Origin of the sequence: Stenotrophomonas sp. LM091, assembly GCF_001806305.1 — a bacterium.
Classification (GTDB): Bacteria; Pseudomonadota; Gammaproteobacteria; order Xanthomonadales; family Xanthomonadaceae; genus Stenotrophomonas; species Stenotrophomonas bentonitica_A.
On sequence record NZ_CP017483.1, the window covers coordinates 3,189,000 to 3,211,948 of the forward strand.

General features: G+C 68.0%; 28 protein-coding genes. 7 read left to right on the forward strand and 21 right to left on the reverse strand.

Annotated elements, in window-relative coordinates:
- On the forward strand, nt 1–951 hold the full coding sequence (locus BIZ42_RS14055) for an aspartate carbamoyltransferase catalytic subunit (protein ID WP_019185395.1): 951 nt from the start codon (nt 1–3) through the stop codon (nt 949–951).
- A 25-nt stretch (nt 952–976) separates the two neighbouring features.
- On the opposite strand, the gene BIZ42_RS14060 is transcribed toward BIZ42_RS14055, so the two are convergent.
- The 16 genes from BIZ42_RS14060 to BIZ42_RS14135 form a co-directional block, all read right to left on the reverse strand.
- Nucleotides 977–1,777, reverse strand: coding sequence for a prolyl oligopeptidase family serine peptidase (locus tag BIZ42_RS14060; protein WP_070426775.1), 801 nt, complete (start codon nt 1,775–1,777; stop codon nt 977–979).
- Nucleotides 1,778–1,844: 67 nt separating this feature from the next.
- Nucleotides 1,845–2,111 carry a hypothetical protein gene (locus BIZ42_RS14065; RefSeq protein WP_046274053.1) on the reverse strand — a complete coding sequence of 89 codons (267 nt, stop codon included), beginning with the start codon at nt 2,109–2,111 and terminating at the stop codon, nt 1,845–1,847.
- A 13-nt stretch (nt 2,112–2,124) separates the two neighbouring features.
- Nucleotides 2,125–3,486: a magnesium transporter gene (gene mgtE, locus BIZ42_RS14070; RefSeq protein ID WP_019185398.1), complete on the reverse strand. Its 1,362-nt coding sequence runs from the start codon at nt 3,484–3,486 to the stop codon at nt 2,125–2,127.
- Nucleotides 3,487–3,660: 174 nt separating this feature from the next.
- Nucleotides 3,661–5,379 carry a phosphoenolpyruvate--protein phosphotransferase gene (gene ptsP / locus BIZ42_RS14075; RefSeq protein WP_070426776.1) on the reverse strand — a complete coding sequence of 573 codons (1,719 nt, stop codon included), beginning with the start codon at nt 5,377–5,379 and terminating at the stop codon, nt 3,661–3,663.
- A gap of 59 nt (nt 5,380–5,438) precedes the next feature.
- Nucleotides 5,439–5,708, reverse strand: coding sequence for an HPr family phosphocarrier protein (locus BIZ42_RS14080; RefSeq protein ID WP_019185400.1), 270 nt, complete (start codon nt 5,706–5,708; stop codon nt 5,439–5,441).
- Nucleotides 5,701–6,093 (reverse strand): PTS sugar transporter subunit IIA, encoded by a 393-nt coding sequence (locus BIZ42_RS14085; protein WP_019185401.1) that lies wholly within the window; start codon nt 6,091–6,093, stop codon nt 5,701–5,703. The genes BIZ42_RS14080 and BIZ42_RS14085 overlap by 8 nt, the downstream gene beginning before the upstream one ends.
- Nucleotides 6,094–6,290: 197 nt before the next feature.
- Nucleotides 6,291–7,187, reverse strand: a complete 897-nt coding sequence (gene rapZ, locus BIZ42_RS14090; RefSeq protein ID WP_019185402.1) for an RNase adapter RapZ — start codon at nt 7,185–7,187, stop codon at nt 6,291–6,293.
- Complete coding sequence (gene hprK / locus BIZ42_RS14095) at nt 7,184–8,134, reverse strand: HPr(Ser) kinase/phosphatase (protein ID WP_070426777.1); 951 nt, start codon at nt 8,132–8,134, stop codon at nt 7,184–7,186. Before hprK ends, rapZ begins: the two co-directional genes overlap by 4 nt.
- Nucleotides 8,131–8,583 (reverse strand): PTS sugar transporter subunit IIA, encoded by a 453-nt coding sequence (locus tag BIZ42_RS14100; protein WP_019185404.1) that lies wholly within the window; start codon nt 8,581–8,583, stop codon nt 8,131–8,133. The genes hprK and BIZ42_RS14100 overlap by 4 nt, the downstream gene beginning before the upstream one ends.
- A gap of 21 nt (nt 8,584–8,604) precedes the next feature.
- On the reverse strand, nt 8,605–8,931 hold the full coding sequence (gene raiA, locus BIZ42_RS14105) for a ribosome-associated translation inhibitor RaiA (protein WP_046274055.1): 327 nt from the start codon (nt 8,929–8,931) through the stop codon (nt 8,605–8,607).
- Between the two features lie 58 nt (nt 8,932–8,989).
- Nucleotides 8,990–10,429: an RNA polymerase factor sigma-54 gene (locus BIZ42_RS14110; RefSeq protein WP_019185406.1), complete on the reverse strand. Its 1,440-nt coding sequence runs from the start codon at nt 10,427–10,429 to the stop codon at nt 8,990–8,992.
- A gap of 42 nt (nt 10,430–10,471) precedes the next feature.
- Nucleotides 10,472–11,191, reverse strand: coding sequence for an LPS export ABC transporter ATP-binding protein (gene lptB, locus BIZ42_RS14115; protein ID WP_019185407.1), 720 nt, complete (start codon nt 11,189–11,191; stop codon nt 10,472–10,474).
- Nucleotides 11,191–11,766 (reverse strand): lipopolysaccharide transport periplasmic protein LptA, encoded by a 576-nt coding sequence (gene lptA / locus BIZ42_RS14120; RefSeq protein ID WP_070426778.1) that lies wholly within the window; start codon nt 11,764–11,766, stop codon nt 11,191–11,193. The genes lptB and lptA overlap by 1 nt, the downstream gene beginning before the upstream one ends.
- The gene (lptC, locus tag BIZ42_RS14125; protein WP_019185409.1) at nt 11,744–12,310 is read right to left on the reverse strand and encodes an LPS export ABC transporter periplasmic protein LptC; all 567 of its coding nucleotides are present in this window, start codon (nt 12,308–12,310) and stop codon (nt 11,744–11,746) included. Before lptC ends, lptA begins: the two co-directional genes overlap by 23 nt.
- On the reverse strand, nt 12,307–12,855 hold the full coding sequence (locus tag BIZ42_RS14130; RefSeq protein WP_070426779.1) for an HAD hydrolase family protein: 549 nt from the start codon (nt 12,853–12,855) through the stop codon (nt 12,307–12,309). The genes lptC and BIZ42_RS14130 overlap by 4 nt, the downstream gene beginning before the upstream one ends.
- Nucleotides 12,856–12,898: 43 nt before the next feature.
- Nucleotides 12,899–13,900 (reverse strand): KpsF/GutQ family sugar-phosphate isomerase, encoded by a 1,002-nt coding sequence (locus BIZ42_RS14135; RefSeq protein ID WP_070426780.1) that lies wholly within the window; start codon nt 13,898–13,900, stop codon nt 12,899–12,901.
- Nucleotides 13,901–13,953: 53 nt separating this feature from the next.
- Between BIZ42_RS14135 and BIZ42_RS14140 the strand changes: the two genes are divergently transcribed.
- The 3 genes from BIZ42_RS14140 (at nt 13,954) to BIZ42_RS14150 (ending at nt 15,871) form a co-directional block, all read left to right on the forward strand.
- Nucleotides 13,954–14,187 (forward strand): BolA family protein, encoded by a 234-nt coding sequence (locus tag BIZ42_RS14140; RefSeq protein ID WP_019185412.1) that lies wholly within the window; start codon nt 13,954–13,956, stop codon nt 14,185–14,187.
- A gap of 104 nt (nt 14,188–14,291) precedes the next feature.
- Entirely contained in the window at nt 14,292–15,566 is a 1,275-nt protein-coding gene (murA, locus tag BIZ42_RS14145; protein WP_019185413.1) for a UDP-N-acetylglucosamine 1-carboxyvinyltransferase, read from the forward strand.
- The gene (locus tag BIZ42_RS14150; RefSeq protein WP_019185414.1) at nt 15,563–15,871 is read left to right on the forward strand and encodes a hypothetical protein; all 309 of its coding nucleotides are present in this window, start codon (nt 15,563–15,565) and stop codon (nt 15,869–15,871) included. Before murA ends, BIZ42_RS14150 begins: the two co-directional genes overlap by 4 nt.
- A 33-nt stretch (nt 15,872–15,904) precedes the next feature.
- Here BIZ42_RS14150 and BIZ42_RS14155 read toward each other — a convergent pair whose 3' ends face one another.
- The 5 genes from BIZ42_RS14155 to purM form a co-directional block, all read right to left on the reverse strand.
- Nucleotides 15,905–16,588, reverse strand: coding sequence for a DUF3108 domain-containing protein (locus BIZ42_RS14155; RefSeq protein WP_019185415.1), 684 nt, complete (start codon nt 16,586–16,588; stop codon nt 15,905–15,907).
- A 2-nt stretch (nt 16,589–16,590) separates the two neighbouring features.
- Nucleotides 16,591–17,334 carry a DUF3108 domain-containing protein gene (locus tag BIZ42_RS14160; RefSeq protein WP_237393602.1) on the reverse strand — a complete coding sequence of 248 codons (744 nt, stop codon included), beginning with the start codon at nt 17,332–17,334 and terminating at the stop codon, nt 16,591–16,593.
- Nucleotides 17,335–17,434: 100 nt separating this feature from the next.
- Nucleotides 17,435–18,088 (reverse strand): phosphoribosylglycinamide formyltransferase, encoded by a 654-nt coding sequence (gene purN, locus BIZ42_RS14165; RefSeq protein WP_019185417.1) that lies wholly within the window; start codon nt 18,086–18,088, stop codon nt 17,435–17,437.
- A complete protein-coding gene (locus BIZ42_RS14170; protein ID WP_019185418.1) occupies nt 18,085–18,567 on the reverse strand; it encodes a hypothetical protein in 483 nt (160 codons plus the stop codon). The genes purN and BIZ42_RS14170 overlap by 4 nt, the downstream gene beginning before the upstream one ends.
- A gap of 8 nt (nt 18,568–18,575) precedes the next feature.
- Nucleotides 18,576–19,601 carry a phosphoribosylformylglycinamidine cyclo-ligase gene (gene purM / locus BIZ42_RS14175; RefSeq protein WP_172838080.1) on the reverse strand — a complete coding sequence of 342 codons (1,026 nt, stop codon included), beginning with the start codon at nt 19,599–19,601 and terminating at the stop codon, nt 18,576–18,578.
- Nucleotides 19,602–19,739: 138 nt separating this feature from the next.
- On the opposite strand from purM, the gene BIZ42_RS14180 reads away from it, so the two are divergent.
- Genes BIZ42_RS14180 through hda form a run of 3 tightly spaced genes read left to right on the forward strand, consistent with a single transcriptional unit; the run spans nt 19,740 to nt 22,740 of the window.
- Nucleotides 19,740–20,864 (forward strand): DUF2066 domain-containing protein, encoded by a 1,125-nt coding sequence (locus tag BIZ42_RS14180; protein ID WP_237393511.1) that lies wholly within the window; start codon nt 19,740–19,742, stop codon nt 20,862–20,864.
- Entirely contained in the window at nt 20,861–22,033 is a 1,173-nt protein-coding gene (locus BIZ42_RS14185; RefSeq protein WP_046274061.1) for an AI-2E family transporter, read from the forward strand. Before BIZ42_RS14180 ends, BIZ42_RS14185 begins: the two co-directional genes overlap by 4 nt.
- The gene (gene hda / locus BIZ42_RS14190) at nt 22,030–22,740 is read left to right on the forward strand and encodes a DnaA regulatory inactivator Hda (protein WP_019185422.1); all 711 of its coding nucleotides are present in this window, start codon (nt 22,030–22,032) and stop codon (nt 22,738–22,740) included. The genes BIZ42_RS14185 and hda overlap by 4 nt, the downstream gene beginning before the upstream one ends.
- The last annotated feature ends 209 nt before the right edge of the window (nt 22,741–22,949 follow it).

Below are 22,949 nucleotides of genomic sequence, written 5' to 3' on the forward strand. Positions count from 1 at the left end.
ATGACCGCCTCGCAACTCGATTCCGATGGACGCCTGCGCCACCTGCTGACCCTGGAAGGTCTGCCCCGCGAAACCCTGCTGCAGCTGCTCGACCGCGCCGGCCAGATCCGCGATGCGGCCGTCGGGCGGGTGGGCAACAAGCGCCACGTGCTCGGCGGCTCGGCGGTCTGCACGCTGTTCTTCGAACCCTCCACGCGCACCCGCAGCTCGTTCCAGCTGGCCGCGCAGCGGCTGGGCGCGGACGTGCTGAACTTCGATGCCTCCACCTCGTCCACCCGCAAGGGCGAGACCGCCTGCGACACGCTCAAGAACCTGGAAGCGATGGGCGTGCGCGGCTTCGTGGTGCGTCATCCCGATGATGGTGCGGTGGCGGCGCTGGCCGCCGCGGCGGGCGAGGGCACGGCCCTGGTCAACGCCGGTGACGGCCGCAGCTCGCACCCGACCCAGGGCCTGCTGGACATGCTGACCCTGCGCCAGGCCAAGGGCAGCGATTTCTCGAAGATGAAGGTCATCATCGTGGGTGACGTGAAGCACTCGCGCGTGGCCCGCACCGACCTGCACGCCCTGCGCACGCTGGGCGTCGGCGAGATCCGCGTATGCGGCCCGCAGTCGCTGCTGCCGGACGATGACACCCTGAAGGGCTGCATCGTCGGCGACGATTTCGACGCGATGCTGGAAGGCGCCGATGCGCTGATGATGCTGCGCCTGCAGCGCGAGCGCATGGAAGAAGGCCTGGTGCCCTCGCTGGAGCAGTATCACGCGCAGTACGGCCTGGATGCGACGCGCCTCAAGCGCGCCGGCACCGATGCCGCCGTGTTGCACCCGGGCCCGATCAACCGCGGCGTGGAGGTCACCGACGAGGTGGCCGATGGTCCGCAGTCGTGGGTGCTGCGCCAGGTCGCCAACGGCGTGGCCGTGCGCATGGCGGTGCTGGAAACGTTGTTGGGGTAAGCGGCCGGCACTACCGAAAATGCCATTACCGCTTCTGCGCGAACAGCCATTCCCACATCGCCGCATCGGCATAGGTGGCGTCCCAGGCGTTGTGGTTGCCGTCGGGGTACTCGGTGTAACGCACATCCTTCGCGCCGGCCTGCTGGAACGCGGCGTGCAGCTTGCGGTCGTCCTCCGGCGGCACCACGTCGTCCAGCGCGCCATGGAACATCCAGATCGGGACGTTGCGCAGGCGCTGGGCGATGGCCGCGTACGGATCGGCTTCGTGGGCGACGTCCTCCACGAACAGGGTGGGGCGCACTGCACGCGGCGCAAGCACCGCGCCGCAGACCGGCACGATGGCGGCGAAGCGGGTCGGTTCGGCCAGCGCGATGTTCCAGCTGCCGTAGCCGCCCATCGACATCCCGGTCAGGTACTGGCGCTGTGGATCCGCACCGAATTCGGCGATGGCGGCATCCAGTGCAGCCAGCGCGATGCGGTTGTTCTCGCCCGACCACTCCTGGTCATCCGGCGTCTGCGGCAACACCACCAGCGCGGGGAAGGTGGAGGCGTGCTGGCGCAGGTATGGCCCGAGCCCGGCCTGGGTCTGGCGGCGGCCGTCGCGGCCCCGTTCGCCGGAGCCGTGCAGGAACAGCACCACCGGCAGTTCGCCGCGTGAGGCCGCTGCGTTGCGCGGCACGAACACCTGGTAATACGCGGTCTGCCCGTCCACTTTGACCGCGCGGCCGACGAACTGGCCGCCGGAGGCGGCCGGCGTGCTCGCGCATCCGGCCACCGTCATCATCGCCACCGCCCACAGCAGCCAGCTTCCCCAACGTCGCGCCATTGTCGTGCCTTGTCTGAAATCGATTTCAGTCTAGGCCCGGTAGCGTGTCGGAGCATCTTGCAGTGCATCAGTCCGGGCGCGGCGCCGCGGCGAGGATGTCCAGCTGTTCGATGGCTTCAGGGTGGCCTTCGGCGGCTGCCGCCTGCACCTGGGCCAGGCTGGGGTGGACCACCAGCAGGATCGGGTTCTCGCACTGCGGGCAGTCGAACTGGGCTTCGTCTTCGTGCAGTTCCATCGGCATCTGCCGCGCGCTGCCCTGCCATTCGCAGGCAGCGCAGGTATACGTCGCGTCACGCCAACCGGGGACGAAATAATTGTCGAGGGTCACGGCCATGCGGGGTCCAGGGTCAGTGCAGCAGGATCAGGGTGGCCAGGCCGAGGAAGCTGAAGAAGCCCATGACGTCGGTGACGGCGGTGACCACCACGGTGCCGGCCACGGCCGGGTCGACGTTCATGCGCTTGAGCAGCAGCGGCAGCAGCACGCCGGCCAGGGCCGCGGCGCAGAAGTTGATGATCAGCGCCAGGGTGATCACCAGCGACAGCAGGAAGCTGTGGAACCAGAGGTAGGCGATGATGCCGACCACGGTGCCGATCAGGGTGCCGTTGATCAGCGCGACGCGCGATTCCTTCCACAGCAGGATGCGCGCATTGCTCTGGCCGACCTGGCCCAGGGCGATGCCGCGCACCATCAGGGTCAGCACCTGCACGGCCGCATTGCCGCCGACTCCGGCGACGATCGGCATCAGCACGGCCAGCGCCACCACCTTCTGCAGGGTCAGCTCGAACTGGCCGATCACGCTGGCTGCCAGGAACGCGGTGCACAGGTTGATGCCCAGCCAGACCACTCGGCCGCGCACGGCGCGCTTGATCGGCGAGAACAGATCTTCTTCTTCGTCCAGACCGGCGGCGCCCAGCGCCTGGTGCTCGGCCTGCGACCGGATGATGTCGACCACGTCATCGATGGTGATGCGGCCGAGCAGGATGTTGTTGTCGTCCACCACCGGGGCGGAGACCCAGTCATGATCGGAGAACTGGCGCGCGACTTCATCGGCGCTCTCGCCGACGTCGATCGCCGGCTGTTCGTCATCGATCAAGCGGTTGATCGGGGTGTTGTCCTCATGCGTCACCAGCGCGGCCAGCGAGAGGCGGCCCAGGTACTGATGGCGGCGGCTGACCACGAACAGGTGATCGGTGTGGTCGGGCAGTTCGCCACGCAGGCGCAGGTAGCGCAGCACCACGTCGACGTTGACGTCGGCGCGCACGGTCACCACGTCCGGGTTCATCAGGCGACCGGCGCTGTCCTCGGGATAGGACAGCACCTGCTCGAGCCGCTCACGGTTCTCGCGGTCCATAGACTTGAGGACTTCGTCGATGACCGTGTCCGGCAGATCCTCGACCAGGTCGGCAAGGTCATCGATGTCCAGGTCTTCGACCGCGGCGATGATTTCGTCCGGGTCCATGTCGGCCAGCAGGCTTTCGCGGACTTCCTCGCCGACGTGGACCAGCACCTCGCCATCGTCTTCCGGATCGACCAGGCCCCAGACAATCTCGCGCTTGCCCGGGGGCAGCGATTCGAGCAGGTTGCCGATTTCCGCCGGCGCCAGGGTATTGACCAACCGACGGACCGGCCCCAACCGCCCGCTGTCCAGTGCATCGGACAACAGCCGCAGCTGGCGCGCCGTCTTGTCGTGGCGTACGGCTTCGGCCATGCGCAGCTCCTGCGGAAAAAGAAAAAGGCCGCTATCCGGTGGAGGATGCGGCATGGGCGGTGGTCACCGCGTCATTATCGCGTGCTTGTGTGTCAATCGGGTAGCGCGCGACCGTTGGCCGTGCCGCACATGCGACGTCGCGCGGTCAAGCGCGTATCGACCAACGGTCGATACCTACCGATGCAGGCCGGCCTTTTCGATCCAGCGTTCGATGCCACGCCGGTCGCGCGCCTGCAGCAGCTTGGGCGCCATCGCCTGCAGCACGGACAGGTCGCTGTCGCGCACCGCGCGGCGCACTTCCAGCAGGGTGCCCGGGTGCAGGCTGAATTCCGTCAGCCCCAGCGCCAGCAGCAGACGCGTCATCAGCGGGTCGCCGGCGATCTCGCCGCACACCGCCACCGGGATGTTGTAGGCCTGGCCGGTGCGCAGGATATGCGCCAGCAGGCGCACCACCGCCGGGTGCAGCGGTGAATACAGCTCGCCGACCGCCTCGTTGTTGCGATCGGCGGCAAGCAGGTACTGGACCAGATCGTTGGTGCCGATCGAGAGGAAGTCGACCAGATCGATGAAGCTCTCCAGCGCGATCGCCGCTGCCGGGACTTCGATCATCGCGCCGAACGGAATGTGTTCGGCCACCTCGTGGCCTTCGGCGCGCAGCAGCTCGGCCTGCTTGGCCAGGCGCCGGCGCACGGCGAGGATCTCCTCGCGGGTGCTGACCATCGGGATCAGGATGCGCAGCTTGCCGTAGGCCGAGGCGCGCAGGATCGCGCGCAGCTGGGTGTCGGCCACCTTCGGCCGCGCCAGCGACAGGCGCACGCCGCGCAGGCCCAGCGCCGGGTTCTCTTCATTGCTCAGGGTCAGCCCGGTGCGGTCGGCCTTGTCCGCGCCCAGGTCCAGGGTGCGGATGGTGACCGGCCGTCCGCTCATGCCCAACGCGGCATCGCGGTAGGTCTCGAACTGCTCCTGCTCGTCAGGCAGCTCGTTGCGCTGCAGGAACAGGAATTCGGTGCGGTACAGGCCCAGCCCGTGCGCGCCCAGCGCATGGGCCTGGGTAACGTCTTCGCTGGATTCAGCGTTGGCCAGCAGCGCGATGTCGACGTTGTCGCGGGTGCGGCTGGGCTTGGCGCGCAGGCGCCCGAGTTCGCGCTGTTCGCGCGCATGCTCGCGCAGCCGCACGCGGTAATCGCGCAGGTCCGGTGCCTGCGGGTTGATGGTCACCGTGCCGTCGCTGCCATCCATGATCAGCACGTCGCCATCGGCGACCTTCTGCAGCACGTTCGGCACGTTGACGATCAACGGCAGGTGCAGGCTGCGCGCCAGGATCGCGCTGTGCGACAGCGCGCTGCCGCCGGCGGTGATGATGCCGACCACCCCGTGGGCCTGCAGCTGGGCCAGCTCGGACGGGGCGATGTTGTCGCAGATCAGGATTTCGCCGGCCATGCCTTTGACGTCCGGCGGGCGCTTCTGCAGGAAGGCATGGATGCGCCCGATCACATGGTCCAGATCGTCCATGCGGCTCTTCAGGTAGGCATCGTCCATGCCATCGAAGACCTTGGCCAGGCGGTCACGCTGCACGCGCAGCGCGTAGCCGGCGCTGTAGGGGCCACTGCGGATCAGCTCGTCCAGGCCGAACAGCAGTTCGGGGTCATCCAGCAGCAGCGCATGCAGGTCGAGGAACTCGCCGACTTCCTGGTTGAGCGCGCCATGCAGGCGCTGGCGCAGATCGTGCATTTCGCCGCGAGCCGCTTCCACGGCCACGTGCAGGCGCTCCAGTTCGGCCTCGACCTTGGCTGGCGGAATGCGCTGCTCGGCCACTTCCAGGGCGTGCGGCAAGCGCACCCGGGCGCGGCCCAGGGCGTTGCCGCGCGAGGCACCGTGGCCGGACAACAGCATCGCCCCGGACGCGGTCCGGGCCGGTGCGGAGGATCCCGGTCGCGGTTGCCCCCCCATGCTCAGTTGTCCTCGTCGAAACGCCGTTCGAACAGGGCCACCACCGCGTCCATCGCGGCGGCTTCATCCTCGCCGTCGATGCGCACGGTGACCGGGGTGCCCTGGCCGGCGGCCAGCAGCATGACGCCCATGATGCTCTTGGCGTTGATCTCACGGCCCTTGGCGGCCATGGTCACGTTGCAGCGGAAAGGCGCCAGCTCCTGCACCAGCTTGGCAGTGGCGCGGGCATGCAGGCCCAGGCGGTTGGAAACAGTGAGTTCACGTTCAAGCATCGTCGACAATCGCTCCATTGCGAGTGCCTGCCGCGGCTGTGGCAGGCAGTTGATCCAGTCCCTGTTCCGGATAATTCATCACCCGCATCAACATCGGCAGGCTCAGCGCCGAAACCCGGCGTGCCGGGGTGCCCAGACGAGCCAGTTGCCCGGCCAGATTGCTGGGGCTGGCGCCGTACAGGTCGGTCAGGATCAGCACGCCCTGGCCACTGTCCACCCGGCGCAAGGCGGCCGAGGCGAGCGGGAGCAGGACGTCCATATCTGCGTCGAACGGTACTTCGAAAGCTTCGGTCTTCAGCGGCAGGTGCCGCAGCAGACGGGTCGCCACGTCCAGCAGGGCCGTGCCGACACCGGGATGAGTTACGAGGAGAATGCCACAGGTCATTGCCGAACGTTAACAGGTCAACATGAATTGGCGATAGCACGCGTGAAAGACTGCTGTGTTCCGCGGTTCAGCGTGTCGATGACCTGTCCCGGGTCGGCGCAGGACAGGGCGATGGGGAGACGCCGCGTCGAGGGTCGGCCAGGCATGTCGCCACGCCCGGCCCCGGTACTTGCCGGCGGCCGCCGGCGATGCCGTTTTCAGTCAAGTTCGCGATGGAACGTGGCCACTTCCGGCCAGCCCTGGTCGCGGGCATGGCGGGCCATGCGCTCGGCCATGTAGACCGAGCGGTGCTTGCCGCCGGTGCAGCCGAAGGCGACCGTGACATAGCTGCGGGTGTCATTGCCCAGCCGTGGCAGCCAGGTGTCGAGGAAATCGACCAGCTGGCCGGCGTAGCGCTGTACGTCGGGCTGCTCGTCCAGGTGCTCGCGCACGCCGGCATCGCGGCCGGAGAGCGGGCGCAGCTCCGGGTCCCAATGCGGATTGGGCAGGACACGCACGTCGAACACGAAGTCGGCCTCGGCGGGGACGCCGCGCTTGTAGGCGAACGATTCAAACAGCAGCGACAGCTTGTTGCCGTGGGCGAGCGCGAATTCGGTGACCACCTTGCGGCGCAGCTGGTGCACGTTGAGGCTGCTGGTGTCGATCACCGCATCGGCGGCACGGCGCAGCGGCGCGGTGAGTTCACGCTCGCGGGCGATCGCTTCGGGCAGCGACAGCCCCAGCTGGCTCAGCGGATGGCGGCGCCGGGTGTCGGCGTAGCGCTTGAGCAGGGTCTCATCGGTGGCATCGAAAAACAGCAGCTGCGCATCCAGGCCGGCGGCCTTGGCGTCTTCGCGCCAGTGCGAGAGCTGGGTCAAATCGCTCTGCGCGCGCACGTCGATGCCGACTGCCAGCCGGCGCGGCGCTTCGCGGCCCGGATCACCCAGCAGGCTGCGCACGAAATCCGGCAGCAGGTCGATCGGCAGGTTGTCCGAGCAGTAGTAATCCAGGTCTTCGAAGGTCTTCAGCGCGACCGTCTTGCCGGAACCGGACAGGCCACTGACGATGATCAGGGTGGCGGCGGTCGGGGCGGAGGCGGGGGCGGGGGTGGTCATGGCGTGCGGCGTTCCAACATGTTGCTGTGGCGGGCGATGAACATCGCGGCCGGGTCGATGCCCTTGGTCCGCAGGATGTGCAGGCGCGTGGCGGCTTCGGTCAGCACGGCCAGGTTGCGGCCGGGCATCACCGGCAGGGTAATCAGCGGCACATCCAGGTCCAGCACGTGGCGGGTACCCGAGTCGCCGGTCAGGCGTTCATAGCCGTAAGGGGTGGGCTCGGTCATCGGCTTGGTCAGGTGGACGATCAGCCGAAGGTACTTGTTCTTCTTTACCGCCGTGTCACCGAACATCTCGCGCACGTTGAGCACGCCCAGGCCGCGCACTTCCAGCAGGTCCTGCAGCAGCTCCGGGCAGGTGCCGTCGAGCACGTCGGGGGCGATCTGGGTGAATTCGGGGGCATCGTCGGCCACCAGGCGGTGGCCGCGGCTGAGCAGTTCCAGCGCCAGCTCGCTCTTGCCCGAGCCCGCTTCGCCGGTGATCAGCACGCCGATGGAGTAGATCTCCATGAATACGCCATGCAGGATCACCCGCGGCGCCAGCGTGCGCGCCAGGTGGTAGGACAGGTGGTTGAGCAGTTCGTGCCCACGCTTGGGCGAGATCCACAGCGGGGTCTGCGATTCGTCCGCAGCCGCGCGCAGGTCTTCCGGGCAGGACTGGTTGCGGGTGATCACCAGCGCCAGCGGATGGGACTGCATGATCCGCTCGATCGTTTCCCAGCGCTGGCGCGAGTCCAGCGAATCCAGCCAGGACAGCTCCTCGGTGCCGAGGATCTGCACCTTGTTGGGGTAGATCGCGTTGAGGTACCCGGCCAGCGAGGGGCGGCGGGAGACCTTGTTGCCGGCCTCCAGCTCACGGCGCTCGCCCTGCTGGCCGGCGACCCAGCGCAGGCTCAGGCGGTCGTGCTGCTGTTCGAACAGTTCGCGCGCGGTGATGCTGGTATTCATGCGGCACTCGCCGGCGGGGGGAATTCGATAACCCGACGCAGCGCGTCGCCGTCGCGCGCTTCGCGCAGCGCCTGGCGGATGGCCGGCTCGGAGAACAGCTCGGCCAGCTCGGACAGCAGCATCAGGTGTTGATGGGTGTAGTGCGCGGGCACGGCAATCGCGAAGACCAGATCGACCGGCTCATCGCCGCCGAACTCCACCGGCGATTCCAGTCGCAGCAGCGCGCCGCGGGGGCGTTCAAGCAGCGGGGCACGGCCGTGCGGGATGGCGATGCCGTGGCCGATCGCGGTGCTGCCCAGCGTCTCGCGCTGGCACAGGTTCTGGTACAGCAGCTCGGCGTTGGCTTCGCGGCAGGCCAGCAGGCGGGCTGCGGCCATCAGCACGCTGTCGCGATCGGCGGCCGGCAGCACTTGCGTGCGGACGGCCGCCAGAAGATCAGTCAGAGGCATGTCGGGGTGGAAACGAGGGCATCAGCCCTCATTGTCGCCCACCGGCAGCGGTTGCGGTGCGTGCTGCTGCTTTTTCTCTTTGTGCTTGATGACCAGGCGGTCGAGCTTGTCGGCCAGGATGTCGATTGCCGCATACATGGTGGGGCCGCTGGCGTCCGCGTGCAGAGTCTGCCCGGGAACATTCACACTCGCATCGGCATGGTGCTCCGGCTTGCGGATCGACAGTTGCACGCGGACCTCGCAGTGCTGGTCGAAATGCTTCCTCAGCCGTTCCAGCTTGGTCTCCACGTACTCGTTCAGAGCCGGGGTGATCTCAAGGTGGTCCTTGCCAAACGTCTCGATGTGCATCGGGTTTCTCCTTTGTTCGGATGTGCCAATGAACCTTCCCGCCGGGCGCGGTGGAGCGTCAGACGATTCGTACCCTTTCGTGCGAGGCGGAAATGTTCATGGCTTCACGATACTTCGCCACGGTGCGTCGCGCCACCGGTATTCCCGAGGTTTTGAGCAGGTCAGCCAGCTTGGCGTCAGAAAGCGGCTTGCGCGGGTTCTCGTCATCGATCAGGCGGCGCAGCATGGCCTGGATGGCGGTGCTGGAGGCTTCGCCACCGCTGTCGGTGTCGATGCCGGAGGCGAAGAACGCGCGCAGCGGCAGCGTGCCGCGCGGGGTGCGCACGTACTTGCGGGCGATCGCCCGGGAAATGGTGGATTCGTGCAGGCCGAGCTCGCCGGCCACTTCCCGCAGGGTCAGCGGGCGCAGGGCCTGTTCGCCGAACTCCAGGAAGGCGGCCTGCTGGTCGAGCAGGCAGCGCATCACCCGCAGCAGGGTCTCGCCGCGGGCCTCCAGGCCCTTGAGCAGCCAGCGCGCCTCCTGCAGATGGGCGCGCATGTAACCGGCGTCGGCCTCCCCGCAGCGGCGGATCAACTGTTCGTAGCCGCGGTGGATGACCACCCGCGGCCCAGCGTGGCCGGCCAGGGCCGCGCGCCAGACGCCGTTCTGGCGCCAGACCACGCAGTCGGGCACCACGTAGCTGTCGTGGGAGAGCTCGCCGATCTGGGTGCCCGGGCGCGGGTCCAGCGAGCGCAGCAGCTGCACCGCCACCTCGACCTCGGCCAGCGGCTCGCGAAGCTCGTGGGCGATGCCGGCCACGCCGCTGCGCGGCAGGCGCTCCAGCGGCCCATCGGCGATGCGCCGGGCCAGGGCCAGGCCGGGGGTATCGGCGGGCAGTACCAGCAGCTGCAGGTCCAGGCACTCGCCCAGGCTGCGCGCACCCACCCCGACCGGGTCGAAGCGCTGTATCTGGTGCAGGACGGTCAGGATTTCGGCCTCGTCGGCCTGGATGGCCGGGCGCAGGGTCTCGGCGATGGCCGTGAGCGGCTCGCGCAGGTAGCCGTCCTCTTCGAAAGCGTCGATCAGGGCCGCGCCGATGCTGCGGTCGCGGACCGACAGGTGCGACAGGTGCAGCTGCCAGAGCAGGTGGTCGGCCAGCGATTCGGTCTCGGCCACGCGTTCGGCGGCACTGCCGTTGTCGTCATCGTCGAAGGAGCCGCCACTGCTGCCGCTGGTCCAGTCGCCTTCGCCGGGCGACCACTCGTCGCCGGCGGAGACCTGGTGCTCGCCATCGGCATGGGTATCGGCGGGGGCGGGCGGGGGACTGTCCTCGCCGGGGCTGGCCTCGAGCGCCGGTTCAGCGTTCTCGGCCCAGTCCAGCAGCGGGTTGGTTTCTACCGCCTCGTTGATTTCCAGCTCCAGCTCGGCGCTGGACATCTGCAACAGCTTGATCGCCTGACGCAGCTGCGGCGTCATGACCAGGTGTTGCCCCATCGATGTCTGCAGCCGTGCTTTCATGCCTGTGCCGAACGGAAGGAAGGCGTTGCGGCGGCCGCTGGATCAGAGCTTGAAGGTATCCCCAAGGTAGACGCGGCGGACGTCGGCGTTGGCCAGGATCTCGTCCGGCGCGCCCTGTGCCAGCACGCTGCCCTCGTTGAGGATATACGCGCGGTCGCAGATTCCCAAGGTTTCGCGGACATTGTGGTCGGTGATCAGCACCCCGATCCCGCGCTGCTTGAGATGGGTGACGATGCGCTGGATTTCACCGACCGAGATCGGGTCGACGCCGGCGAACGGCTCATCGAGCAGGATCAGGCGCGGTTTGGCCGCCAGCGCGCGGGCGATTTCACAGCGGCGGCGCTCACCGCCGGAGAGGCTGGCCCCGAGCTGGTCGGCCACGTGGTTGATCTGCAGTTCGTCCAGCAGGCTGGCCAGTTCCTTTTCGCGGCCGGCCTTGTCCAGGTCCTCGCGCAGTTCCAGCACCAGGCGCAGGTTGTCGGCCACGGTCAGCTTGCGGAACACCGAGGGTTCCTGCGGCAGGTAGCCCACGCCCTGCTTGGCGCGGGTGTACATCGGGTCGCTGGTGATGTCCTTGCCGTCCAGCACGATGCTGCCGGCATCGGTCTCGACCAGCCCCACGATCATGTAGAAGCAGGTGGTCTTGCCGGCACCGTTGGGGCCGAGCAGGCCGACCACTTCACCGGCCTCCAGGGTCAGCCCGAAATCCTTGACGACTTCACGCTGCTTGTAGCGCTTGCGCAGGCCTTTGGCGACGAGCATTACTTCTTGCTCCCGGCGGCGGGCGGGGTGGCGGGCTTGGCCGCGGGCGTGGCCGGCTTGGCCGCCGGGGCGGCCGGTGCGGCGCCCTTGTTCTTGGGCTGGATCACGGTGCGCACGCGGGTGCCGTCGCCACCGCTCTGCATGTTGCCGGTGCGCGTGTTGTAGGTCATTTTCTGGCCGCTGTTGGTGCCGCGCGGCGACTCGACCTTGTAGTTGCCGGTGAGGATGATCACTTCGCTGTTGACGTTGTAATCCATGTTGTCGGCCCAGGCCTTCATCTTGGAGCCGTCATCCATTTCCTGCTCCAGCGTGGCCTGCTTGCCGGTCAGCACGACGCGTTCGATATCGCCGTTCTTGCGGAACAGATCGGCGTTGGCCGCATGGATCACCAGGGTGCCCTGGGTGATCACCACGTTGCCGGTGAACGTGCACTTGCCCGCATCGTCGGTCAGGTTGCAGTCGTTGCTGTTGGATTCCAGGTTCATCGGCTGGTTGCGGTCGGACGACTTGGCCAGCGCCACGCCGGGCAGCAGCAGGGCGAGCAGCGCGAGCTTAGCGGGCAGCGTTCGGTTCATAGCGGGTCTTGACCTGTGAAAGGAGTTTGTACTGCCGGGTTTTCATGTCGGCTTCAAAGCCGACGCCTGTCTGTGACAGGCCCGGGCGGGTCATGGTGACCCGGGCATCGGTCCTGGCGCGGTTCTCGTTCGGGAACACGTCCAGATGATCGGTGCGGAAGGTGGTGGGCACAACGCCGGGGACCTTGGGGCTGTCGCCGCTGACGTTGCCGATGAGCTTGAGCTGGTCGCCCTTGGCGCTGACCCAGCCGCTGTCCCCGCGCATCTCCCAGTGATTGCCGTCCTGGTCGGGCAGCAGGAACACCGGGGTGGTCAGGGTCATGGTTTCATCGCTGCGCGCACGCTCCAGCAGCGGGGCGCGCAGGGTGGTGGATTCCTTGCCCTGTTCGTCCAGCGCCACGATCTGGAAATCGTGCAGCACGTAATCCTTGGTGGCATCCTCGCCCTCGGCCACGGGGGCCTTGTCGCGATGGTGCAGGGCCAGCCAGCCGGTCAGCAGTGCGGCGACCAGGAGCAGGCCGCCGATGGCGGTACGCACGTTCATGCGCCGAACCTCGCCAGCACGGCGTCCACATGGCCCTGTGCGGCCAGCAGGACATCGCACAGCTCACGCGCGGCACCCTGGCCACCGTCGCTGCGGGTCTGCCAGTGCACGCGTTCGGCGATCCACGGGTGGGCATTGGCCGGCGCGACCGCCAGGCCGACCGCGCACAGCGGGCCGAGATCGGGCAGGTCGTCGCCCATGAAGGCCACCTGGTCCAGGCCGATGCCGTGCTGCCCGCACAGCGCCTTGACGCTGGCCAGCTTGTCGCCGACTGCGATCTGGGTATCGATGCCCAGGTCCGCGCCGCGCTTGAGCGCGGATTGGCTGTTGCGCGCGGTGATCAGCACCGGGTGGATACCGTGGTGTTGCAGCAGTTTCAGGCCGAGTCCGTCCTGCACGTAGTACGCCTTGCTCTCGTTGCCGTCCTTGTCATAGTAAAGCCGACCGTCGGTGAGCGTGCCGTCCACGTCGAAGCACGCCAGCCGGATACGGCCGGCGACGGCGTGCAGGTGGGACGGGAAACCGGGCAACGGGGAGTAGGGCATCGTCTGGGGGCAGCTCAGCTGAATGGAGGAAGGCAACTGTGGTTTAAACCACCCGGGCCCGCAACAGGTCATGAATGTTGAGCGCGCCGACCAGATGGCCGTCGGCATCGACCACCATCAAACCGTTGATCTTGTGGGCTTCCATCAACTGCGCGGCCTCGGCCGCCAGCTGGTCGGCACCGATGGTGCGCGGGCCGCGGGTCATCACATCGGCGATCTTCGCGCTGCGCACGTCCAGGTCGGTATCCAGCGCACGGCGCAGGTCGCCGTCGGTGAACAGGCCGATCAGGTGGTTGTCCGCGTCCACTACGGCAGTCATGCCCAGGCGCTTGCGGCTCATCTCCACCAAGGCCTCGCTGAGGCTGGCGCCGATGTCCACGCGCGGCAGTTCATCCCCGCTGTGCATGACGTCGGTGATGTGCAGCAGCAGGCGGCGGCCGAGGCTGCCGGCCGGGTGCGAGCGGGCGAAATCATCGGCCGTGAAGCCACGCGCATCGAGCAGGGCCACGGCCAGTGCATCGCCCATGGCCAGCGAGGCGGTGGTACTGGAGGTCGGGGCCAGGGCCAGCGGGCAGGCCTCGGCCGGTACGCTGACATCCAGGTGAACGTCGGCGGCGCTGGCCAGGCTGGACTGCGGCCGGCCGGTCATCGCGATCAGGCGGTTGCCCTGGCGCTTGAGCACCGGCAGCAGCATCAGCAGTTCGTCGGACTCGCCCGAATAGGACAGCGCCAGCACCACATCGGCCTCGGTGATCATGCCCAGGTCGCCGTGACCGGCTTCACCGGGGTGCACATAGAAGGCCGGGGTGCCGGTCGAGGCCAGGGTAGCGGCGATCTTGCGGGCCACATGGCCAGACTTGCCCATGCCGGTGGCGACCACGCGGCCCTTGCCCTGCAGGACCAGTTGGCAGGCCTGGCTGAACGCCTCGCCCAGCCGCTCGGCGACCGCGCCCAGCGCATCGCGCTCGATCTCGAACACGCGGCGGCCGCTGGCGACCAGTGCCGCAGCGTCGGCCGGATGGGGGAGTTGGGGCGAGACAGCCATGCGAGCGCCACGTGGAAGAGTAGAATGAGCGCTCATTTTATTAGGAAAGCCCGTTGGACGCCGAGACCATCCGCAATCTGATCGAAACCGGCCTGCCTGGCGCCCGCGCGGACGTGCAGGGTGACGACGGCGTGCACTTCGAGGCCACCGTGGTCTGCGACGCCTTTGCCGGCAAAATGCCGCTGGCCCGCCACCGCATGGTCTACGCGACCCTGGGCGATCTGATGGGCGGGGCGATCCACGCGCTGGCGCTGAAGACGGTCACCCCGGCCGAAGCGGGCGGTTGATTCCGGGGTACCCCTCACGGTTATCGTTTCAGCCGACCCACGGTCGGCTACCCAGACCATTCAGCCGACCCACGGTCGGCTCTACCTCATTCCAAGTAGATTCCATGGCCAAGATCGTAGTGACCGGCGGCAAGCCGCTGCACGGTGAAGTGAACATTTCCGGCGCCAAGAACGCTGTCCTCCCCATCCTGTGCGCGACCCTGCTGGCCGATGCGCCGGTGGAGATCACCAACGTGCCGCACCTGCACGATGTGGTCACCACCGTGAAGCTGCTCGGCGAGCTGGGTGCCAAGGTCACCATCGACCAGGGCACCCTGTCGCGCGGCAGCGCGATCGTGGTCGACCCGCGCTCGGTGGACCAGCACGTGGCGCCGTATGAGCTGGTCAAGACCATGCGCGCCTCGATCCTGGTGCTCGGCCCGCTGCTGGCCCGCTTCGGCGCGGCCGAAGTGTCGCTGCCCGGCGGCTGCGCGATCGGCTCGCGTCCGGTCGACCAGCACATCAAGGGCCTGCAGGCCCTGGGTGCGGAAATCACCGTCGAGAACGGCTTCATCAAGGCCCAGGCCAAGCGTCTGAAGGGCGCCCACTTCACCTTCGACATGGTCAGCGTCACCGGTACCGAAAACGTGCTGATGGCCGCCGTGCTGGCCGAAGGCACCACCGTGCTGGACAACGCGGCGATGGAGCCGGAAGTCACCGACCTGGCGCACTGCCTGATCGCGCTCGGCGCGAAGATCGAAGGCCTGGGCACCGCCCGCCTGACCATCGAAGGCGTCGAGAAGCTCTCCGGTGGCCGTCATGAAGTGCTGCCCGACCGTATCGAAACCGGCACCTTCCTGGTCGCCGCGGCGATGACCGGCGGCAAGGTCACGGTCAACCGTGCCCGCCCGAACACCATGGACGCGGTGCTGGCCAAGCTGGTGGAGGCCGGTGCGCACATCGAGACCACCGAGGACAGCATCACCCTGGACATGGGCGGCAAGCGCCCGCGTGCGGTCAACCTGACCACCGCGCCGTATCCGGCGTTCCCGACCGACATGCAGGCGCAGTTCATGGCGCTCAACTGCGTGGCCGACGGCGTGGGCGTGATCAACGAAACGATCTTCGAAAACCGCTTCATGCACGTCAACGAACTGCTGCGCCTGGGCGCGGACATCCAGGTGGAAGGCCACACCGCGATCGTGCGGGGTGCCGAGCAGCTCAGCGGCGCGCCGGTGATGGCCACCGATCTGCGCGCCTCGGCCTCGCTGATCCTGGCCGGCCTGATGGCCGAGGGTGATACCACCATCGACCGCATCTACCACCTGGACCGCGGCTACGAGAACATCGAAGAGAAGCTGTCCTCGCTGGGCGCCACCATCCGGCGCGTCGCGGCATGATCCTGCGCGGCCGGTTCACCCGCCGCCGCAAGGCGCTGCTGGTCCTGGTGCTGATCGTGCTGGCATGGCTGGGCTACGCCTGGTATGCCGGCATCGCGATCACCCAGGGCATCCAGCAGGAAGACATGGACTGGAACGCCGACGGCACGGTCAGCCGTACCGAGGTGTTCCAGTCGTTCTATGCGGTCGGCGTGGACAAGAGTGTCGACGGCAACCGCCACTGCAGCACCTACTACTGGCGCGATACGCGGCAGCAGATCCGGGTGGACTGCAGGACGGTCTTCGGCGAGGCCAAGCCGGAATGAAAAAACGCCCGCGCAAGCGGGCGTTTTTCTGGGTCAGTTCATGCCTTTGATCGTCAGGTCCAGCGCATCCTTGCCGCTCTCACGCTGCAGCAGGCGCGCCGGCACCGGGAACTCCGGCACGATCCAGGCGATCAGTTCCTTGTTGCCGTCCACGCGCGAGACCTTCGTCGCGTCGTAGGACTTGCCGGCCACGGTGATCTTTTCCTTGCCGACCACCTTGTAGGACATCGGCTTGATCCGGCCTTCGTCGACCATGCGGTAGTTCAGCGGCTTGCCGGCGGCCAGATCCCGCGCGATCGCCAGGTTGATCAGCAGGGCGTCCATGTCGCCGGCCTTGAGCGCGACCGGGCCGCGACGGTCCGGCTTGACGTCGCCGGTCCAGGTCGCCTGGTTGCTGGTCCAGTTGTAGTTGGCGTCCACGTTGCGTTTCTTGACCAGCAGCACCGAGCGGTCGTTGCTGCTCAGCGGGCGCAGGCGGCCGTTGGCTTCCTCGAAGACGGTGTTCTGGCTGAGATCGGCCAGCTGGTTCTTGACGTTGAGGCTGTAGCGCCACTTGTTGGCGCCTTCGCTGGTGAGGGTCATGGTGCCATTGGCCTGCATGCCCATGTAGCTGGCCTGGTAATCGGCCTTGAACGGCTGCAGCGCCATGGCGGGCAGGCTCACGACAGCCAGGGCGCCAGCGGCGATCCAGGTCAGCGGACGGTTCAGTGTGGTCATGCTCAGACTCCTTGGTATTCGATCAGGCGCAGATCAATCCGATCTTCGCCATCTTCGCGTTGCAGGATGCGCACCGGCGTGGGAACACCGTTGGCGATCCAGAGGATGGTTTCATCGTTGCCGCCGTTGGTGCGGTACACCCGCAGCGCGTTGTAGGACAGGTCGCCCACCGGCACGTTCTCCGTGTCCGGCGCGGCCTGGTAGTCGTGCTGGCGGACGCGGCCCACGTCCACATAGCGGTAGTGCATCTGCCCGCCGGGGCGGGCGTCGCGCATGATCGCCAGATTCAGCAGCAGCGCGCTCTGGTCGCCGGGCTGCAGCGGGATCGGCTGGCGGCGTTCCTTCTTCAGATCGCCCAGCCACTGCGCGGTGCCGGCCTTCCAGTCATAGGTGCCGGTCACTTTCTTGCCCAGGAACAGGCCTTTGCGGACAGTGCTCTGGCTCAACGGCACGTAGGTGCCGTTGCGGTTCTCGAACACCGTGCTCTGCTCCAGGTTCAGGCCGAGCACGCTGGCAAAGCCGCTGCGGCCCACCACCTGCATGTCCACCCGCCACTGGTCGCCACCGGTGTGGGTGACGCGCATGGTCGCATCCCCGGCCTGCTTGCCCTTGTAGAGGGCCTGGTAGGTGGCGGTGAATGGCTGCAGCGGCGGCGCCTCCCAGTCCATTGCAGGCAGGGCGGGCAACGGGGGTGTCGCCGTCTCCTGCGCGTGGGCAAGGGCGGCGGTGCACAACAGGGAGGCCATCAGCAGCACGGGCTTGAACAAAGGCGTTCTCATGCGGGCCGGTCGGTGGGGGAAGGGGAAGAATGCCAGCGCCGGGATCAGCGGCGTGTGTGCGCGGCGCTTATCGGTTCAGCTGTCCGGCGCAATCTAGGCGCAGCGGGCTAAACAGGGGGTGACCGTCGAGCTGGAGCTGACCTGCCTGTTCAGTTACGCGGCCGCTGACCAGCAGCCCGAGGCTGGCGATGAGCAGCGGATGCTCCACGGCCAACACCCGCAGGGCCAGCGCTTCGGCGGTGTCACCGGCCTGGACCGGCACGCGGGCCTGTGCCAGCACGGTGCCGGCATCCAGTTCGGGCACCACGAAGTGCACGCTGGCGCCGTGCTCGGCATCACCGGCTTCCAACGCGCGCGCATGCGTGTGCAGCCCCTTGTACAGCGGCAGCAGCGAGGGATGGATGTTGACCAGGCGGCCATCGAACCGCGCCACGAAGGCCGGGCCGAGGATGCGCATGTAACCGGCGCAGACGATCCAGTCCGGGGCGAACGCGTCCAGCGCATCGGCCATCGCCGCATCGAAGGCGGCGCGGTCCGGGAAGTCCCTGGGCGAGCGCGCCCAGCGCTGGGCCGGGCCGACCTTGAGCAGGGCCGAGGCCTCGGGTTTGTCCGAGAGCACGGCCACGACCTGCGCATCCAGCCGCTGCGCGGCGATGGCGTCGAGGATGGCCTGCAGATTGCTGCCCCGGCCGGAGGCGAGTACGGCGATACGGCTGCTCATGCGGTTTCGAAGGCCGCCTTGACTGCCGGGCGCGACAGCACCACCAGGGTGAACACGCCCAGGGCGGTACCGAACGGCATGAAGATGCAGGCGATACCGGCCACCACCATGCACAGCAGGTAACGCCGGCGCTGCGCCAGGCAACGCCCGGCATAGGCCATGTACCCGGCCAGCACCAGCCCGGCAGCGCAGCCCAGCCCACCGATCAGCACGAACACCCACCCAAGCAGGCGCGGATCGAACGGCGGCGGCGCCTCGCCCGGCGCCAACGGCGGTGGTGCGGCGAAGATGACGGCCACGCCCATCAACAGATAGATCAGCGGGAACAGCGAGAACAGCGCGGTCAGGCCGGCCAGTACATAGTGGAAGACCGACAGCAGTTGCAGCTGCGAGGTATCAACCGCGGTGCCCGGCACGGCCGGCGCCGCTGCGGCGGGCAGCGACGGCGGTTGGGCAGCGGCCTCCAGGCGGGGCTCCATGACCGGGCTCAGCCGATCTTGACGCGTTCGGTGCCATCGGCGGGGGTCACGGCACCGATGGTCCAGTGGTCCAGCCCCTGCGCGGTGACGGCGGCAGCGACCGAGGCCACCTGGTCGGCGGCCACGATCAGCACGAAGCCGATGCCGCAGTTGAAGGTGCGCCACATCTCGCTGTCGGCCACGGCGCCTTCCTTCTGCAGCCACTGGAACACCGGCGGCAGGGTCCAGGCGTCGGCCTTGATGTCCAGGCCCAGGCCGTCGGGCACCACGCGGATGATGTTCTCGGTCAGGCCGCCACCGGTGATGTGGGCCATGCCGTGGATCGCCGCGCCGTGGGTCTTGAGCAGCGCCAGGATCGGCTTGACGTACAGGCGGGTCGGCGCCATCAGCGCATCGACCAGCTTGACCCCGCCGTCCAGCTCCAGATCGGCCGGCTGACCGGCGCGGTCATAGATGCGGCGCACCAGCGAGTAGCCGTTGGAATGCGGGCCGGAGGAGGCGATGCCGATCAGCACGTCGCCGGCGGCCACGCTGGCGCCGTCCTTCATTTCGCTCTTCTCGACGCCGGCGACGGTGAAGCCGGCCAGGTCGTACTCGCCCGGGGCATACATGTCGGGCATTTCAGCGGTCTCACCGCCGATCAGCGCGCAACCGGCCTCGGTGCAGCCGTTGGCGATGCCGCCCACGACCGCCGCAGCGGTGTCGATGTCCAGCTTGCCGGTGGCGAAATAATCCAGGAAGAACAGCGGCTCGGCACCCTGGACCAACACGTCGTTCACGCACATCGCGACCAGATCGATGCCGATCGTGTCGTGGCGGCCCAGCTGTTGTGCGAGCTTCAGCTTGGTGCCCACGCCGTCCGTGCCCGAGACCAGGACCGGCTCGCGGTACTTGTTGGAGAGGTCGAACAGGGCGCCGAAGCCACCCAGTCCGCCCATGACTTCCGGGCGGAAACTGCGCTTCACCAGCGGCTTGATGCGCTCGACCAGCTCATTGCCCGCGTCGATATCGACACCGGCGTCGCGGTAGGTCAGGGGAGAGGGATTGGACGGGGAATTGGTCACGGGCGTCGGCGCTGCGCTGGGGTGAAAGCGCGATTTTAACAGGCCACGTTGGCGCGCAGGCCCTATTCGGGCAACAATTCCCCCCGGATACGCTCAATGGAAGTCCTGATGCGCCGCAGCCTCTTTTTCATGATGTTCCTCGCGTTGTGCCTGCCGGTGGCCTCGATGGCCCAGAGCGGCCTGCGCACCGAAGGCGATGTGGCCAGTGCCAGTGGCGCTTACGAGGCCGAGGTCCCGGTCAACAGCCAGGCCGATTCGGACCGCAACGGTGCCCTGGCCAGGGCGCTGGGCAATGTGCTGGCCAAACTCTCGGGCGACCGCAGCGTGATGAGCCGCCCCGGCGTGATGCAGGCCCTGCGCAATGCCAAGGATTACGTGGCCAGCTATGACTACCGCCAGGACCAGAGCACCTCGGCCGGTGGCGCGCCGAGCTACCGCACCATCCTGGTGGCGCGCTTCCGCGAGGATGACGTCGATGGGCTGATCTCTGCCCTCGGGCTGCCGCTGTGGCCGCAGCCCCGCCCGAAGCCGGTGATCTGGCTGGCCATCGATGATGGCTCCGGCCCGCGCCTGGTGACCGTCCAGCAGGCCAATGCGGCCCGCCCGCTGCTCAACCGCGCCATCGAGCGCGGCTACAAGCTGGGCCTGCCCTCGGGCAGCGCCGCCGAGCAGGCACTGGTCGGCGCGATCTGGCGCCAGGACACGGCCGCCGTGGCGCGGGCCTCCGCGCGCTATGCCCCACCGATGCAGCTGATCGGCAAGCTCTACCGCGATGGCAGCGGCTGGGTGGCGGACTGGGTGTTCGTTGATGGCGGCAAAGAACTGAACAAGTGGACCACCAAGGACAGCGACGCCCGCCGTGCGATGGCCAGCGGTGCCGACGGCGCCGCGGATGCGCTGGTGCGCCGCTACGCCAAGGCCGGGGCCGCCACCGGTGCCGCCGGGACCTACACGATCGTGGTGCTGGGCCTGAACAGTGCCGAGGACTACATGCGCCTGGCTGCCGGCCTGCGCGAGACCGCGGTGGTGCGCAACGTCACCCCGGTGCGCGCCTCGGGCGACCGCCTGGAGCTGTCGCTGGAGCTGACCACCGGCCTGCCCGGCCTGAACCGCATGCTGGGCGACAACGGCGTGATCGCGCCGACCGCACCGCTGGCCCTGCCGGTGCCGATCGATGAAACCAACCCCTCGGCCCTGCCGCCGCCTGCCAGCAACGAGTACCGCCTGCGATGATCCTTACCCCCGAAGCGGAAATCGCGCAGTTCCTCAGGCGGTTGAAGTATGTGCTGGTGGCGCTTGCCGCCGGCTGGGTGATCTGGCTGCTCGGCCCGATCCTGACCCCCTTCGTGCTGGCCCTGGCGCTGGCCTGGCTGGGCGACCCGCTGGTTGACCGGATCGAGGCCACCGGCCGCTCGCGCAACACCGGCGTGGTGCTGGTGTTCGTCGCGATGATCCTGCTGATCACCGCCGCGCTGCTGATCCTGGTGCCGATGATCGAGCGCCAGGTCGCCACGCTGGTGGCGGCGATTCCGCAGGCACAGCAATGGCTGATGGAAAAAGGCATCCCGTGGTTCGAGCAGAAGACCGGGCTGGAGGTCATGCAGTGGATGGACCCGGACCGGCTGATCGAATGGGTGCGCAGCCACTGGCAGCAGGCCGGCGGCTTCGCCAAGACCTTCTTCGGTTACGTGCAGCGGTCGGGCTTCACGATGGTCACCTGGGTGGTCAACATCCTGCTGCTGCCGATCCTGGCGTTCTACTTCCTGCGCGACTGGGACAAGCTGGTCGAGCGCGTGGCCTCGATGATTCCGCGCAACCACGTCGGCACCATCACCAACCTGGCGCGTGAATCGGACGAGGTGCTGGGGGCGTTCATCCGCGGCCAGTTCCTGGTGATGATCGCGCTGGGCGTGGTGTACGCCGCCGGCCTGTCGCTGGTCGGCCTGAAGCTGGGCCTGTTGATCGGGCTGGTGGCCGGCCTGATCAGCTTCATTCCCTACCTGGGCGCGACCACCGGCATCGTGATGGCCGTGGTGGCCGCGCTGGTGCAGGCGCAGGGCTTCGATCTGAAACTGCTGATCCTGGTCGGCGTGGTGTTCACCGTGGGCCAGCTGCTGGAAAGCTACGTGCTGACCCCGCGCATCGTCGGCGACAAGATCGGCCTGCACCCGGTGGCGGTGATCTTCGCGGTGATGGCCGGTGGGCAGCTGTTCGGCTTCCTGGGCATGCTGCTGGCGCTGCCGGTGGCGGCGGTCAGCAACGTGCTGCTGCGCTATGCGCACCAGCGCTATCGCCAGAGTGATCTGTATGCCGGTGAGAAGTCGGCGATCGTGCTCGATGCCTACGTCGACAAGCCCGAGATCGTGATCGTAGGCACCCCGAAGGGGCCGGACGCGCAGTGAGTGTCGTGCCGCAGTTGCCGCTTGCCCTGCGCTACCCGCAGGACGAGCGGCTGGAGACCTTCATCGGCGCGCCGGATGGCGCACTGGCGCAGCTGCGCGCCATCGCCGTGGGCGCGGCGCACGACTGGGTCTACCTCGAAGGCGCGCCGGGCACCGGCAAGACCCACCAGGCGCTGGCGATGTGTTCGCTGGCCGAACAGGCCGGCCGCCAGCCGACGTACCTGCCGCTGAAGGCGGTGGTCGGACGCACCCGCGCCGCGCTGGAATCGCTGGAGGGGCGCGACCTGGTCGCGCTGGACGGGCTCGACGCCGTAGCCGGGCAGCGCGAAGATGAAGTGGCGTTGTTTGATTTCCACAACCGTGCGCGCGCCGCGGGGATCACCCTGCTGTACACCGCGCAGCACGCCCCGGACCAGCTGGGGCTGGTGCTGCCGGACCTGCGCTCACGCCTGCAGCAGTGCGTGCGCGTGGTGCTGCAGCCGCTGGACGACGAAGGCCGTGCGGCGGTTTTGCGCGAACGCGCGGCGCGACGTGGCCTGGCCATCGACGAGGCCGCCATCGAATGGTTGCTGACCCGTACCGGCCGCGAGCTGGGCAGCCTGGTCAGCCTGCTGGACTGGCTGGACCGCGAATCGCTGGCGGCGCAGCGCCGCATCACCGTACCCTTCCTGCGCCAGGTCCTGGAAGACGGCCCACACCTGTTGTAGAGCCGACCGTTGGTCGGCTGCTCAGGAGACGGCCCCACCGTGTAGAGCCGACCGTTGGTCGGCTGCTCAGGAGAGGGCCCCACCGTGTAGAGCCGACCGTTGGTCGGCTGCTCAGATGGGCTCGGTCGGAGAGCAGCCGACCAACGGTCGGCTCTACCATCGGGCGGAGAGCAGCCGACCAACGGTCGGCTCTACCATCGGGCGGAGAG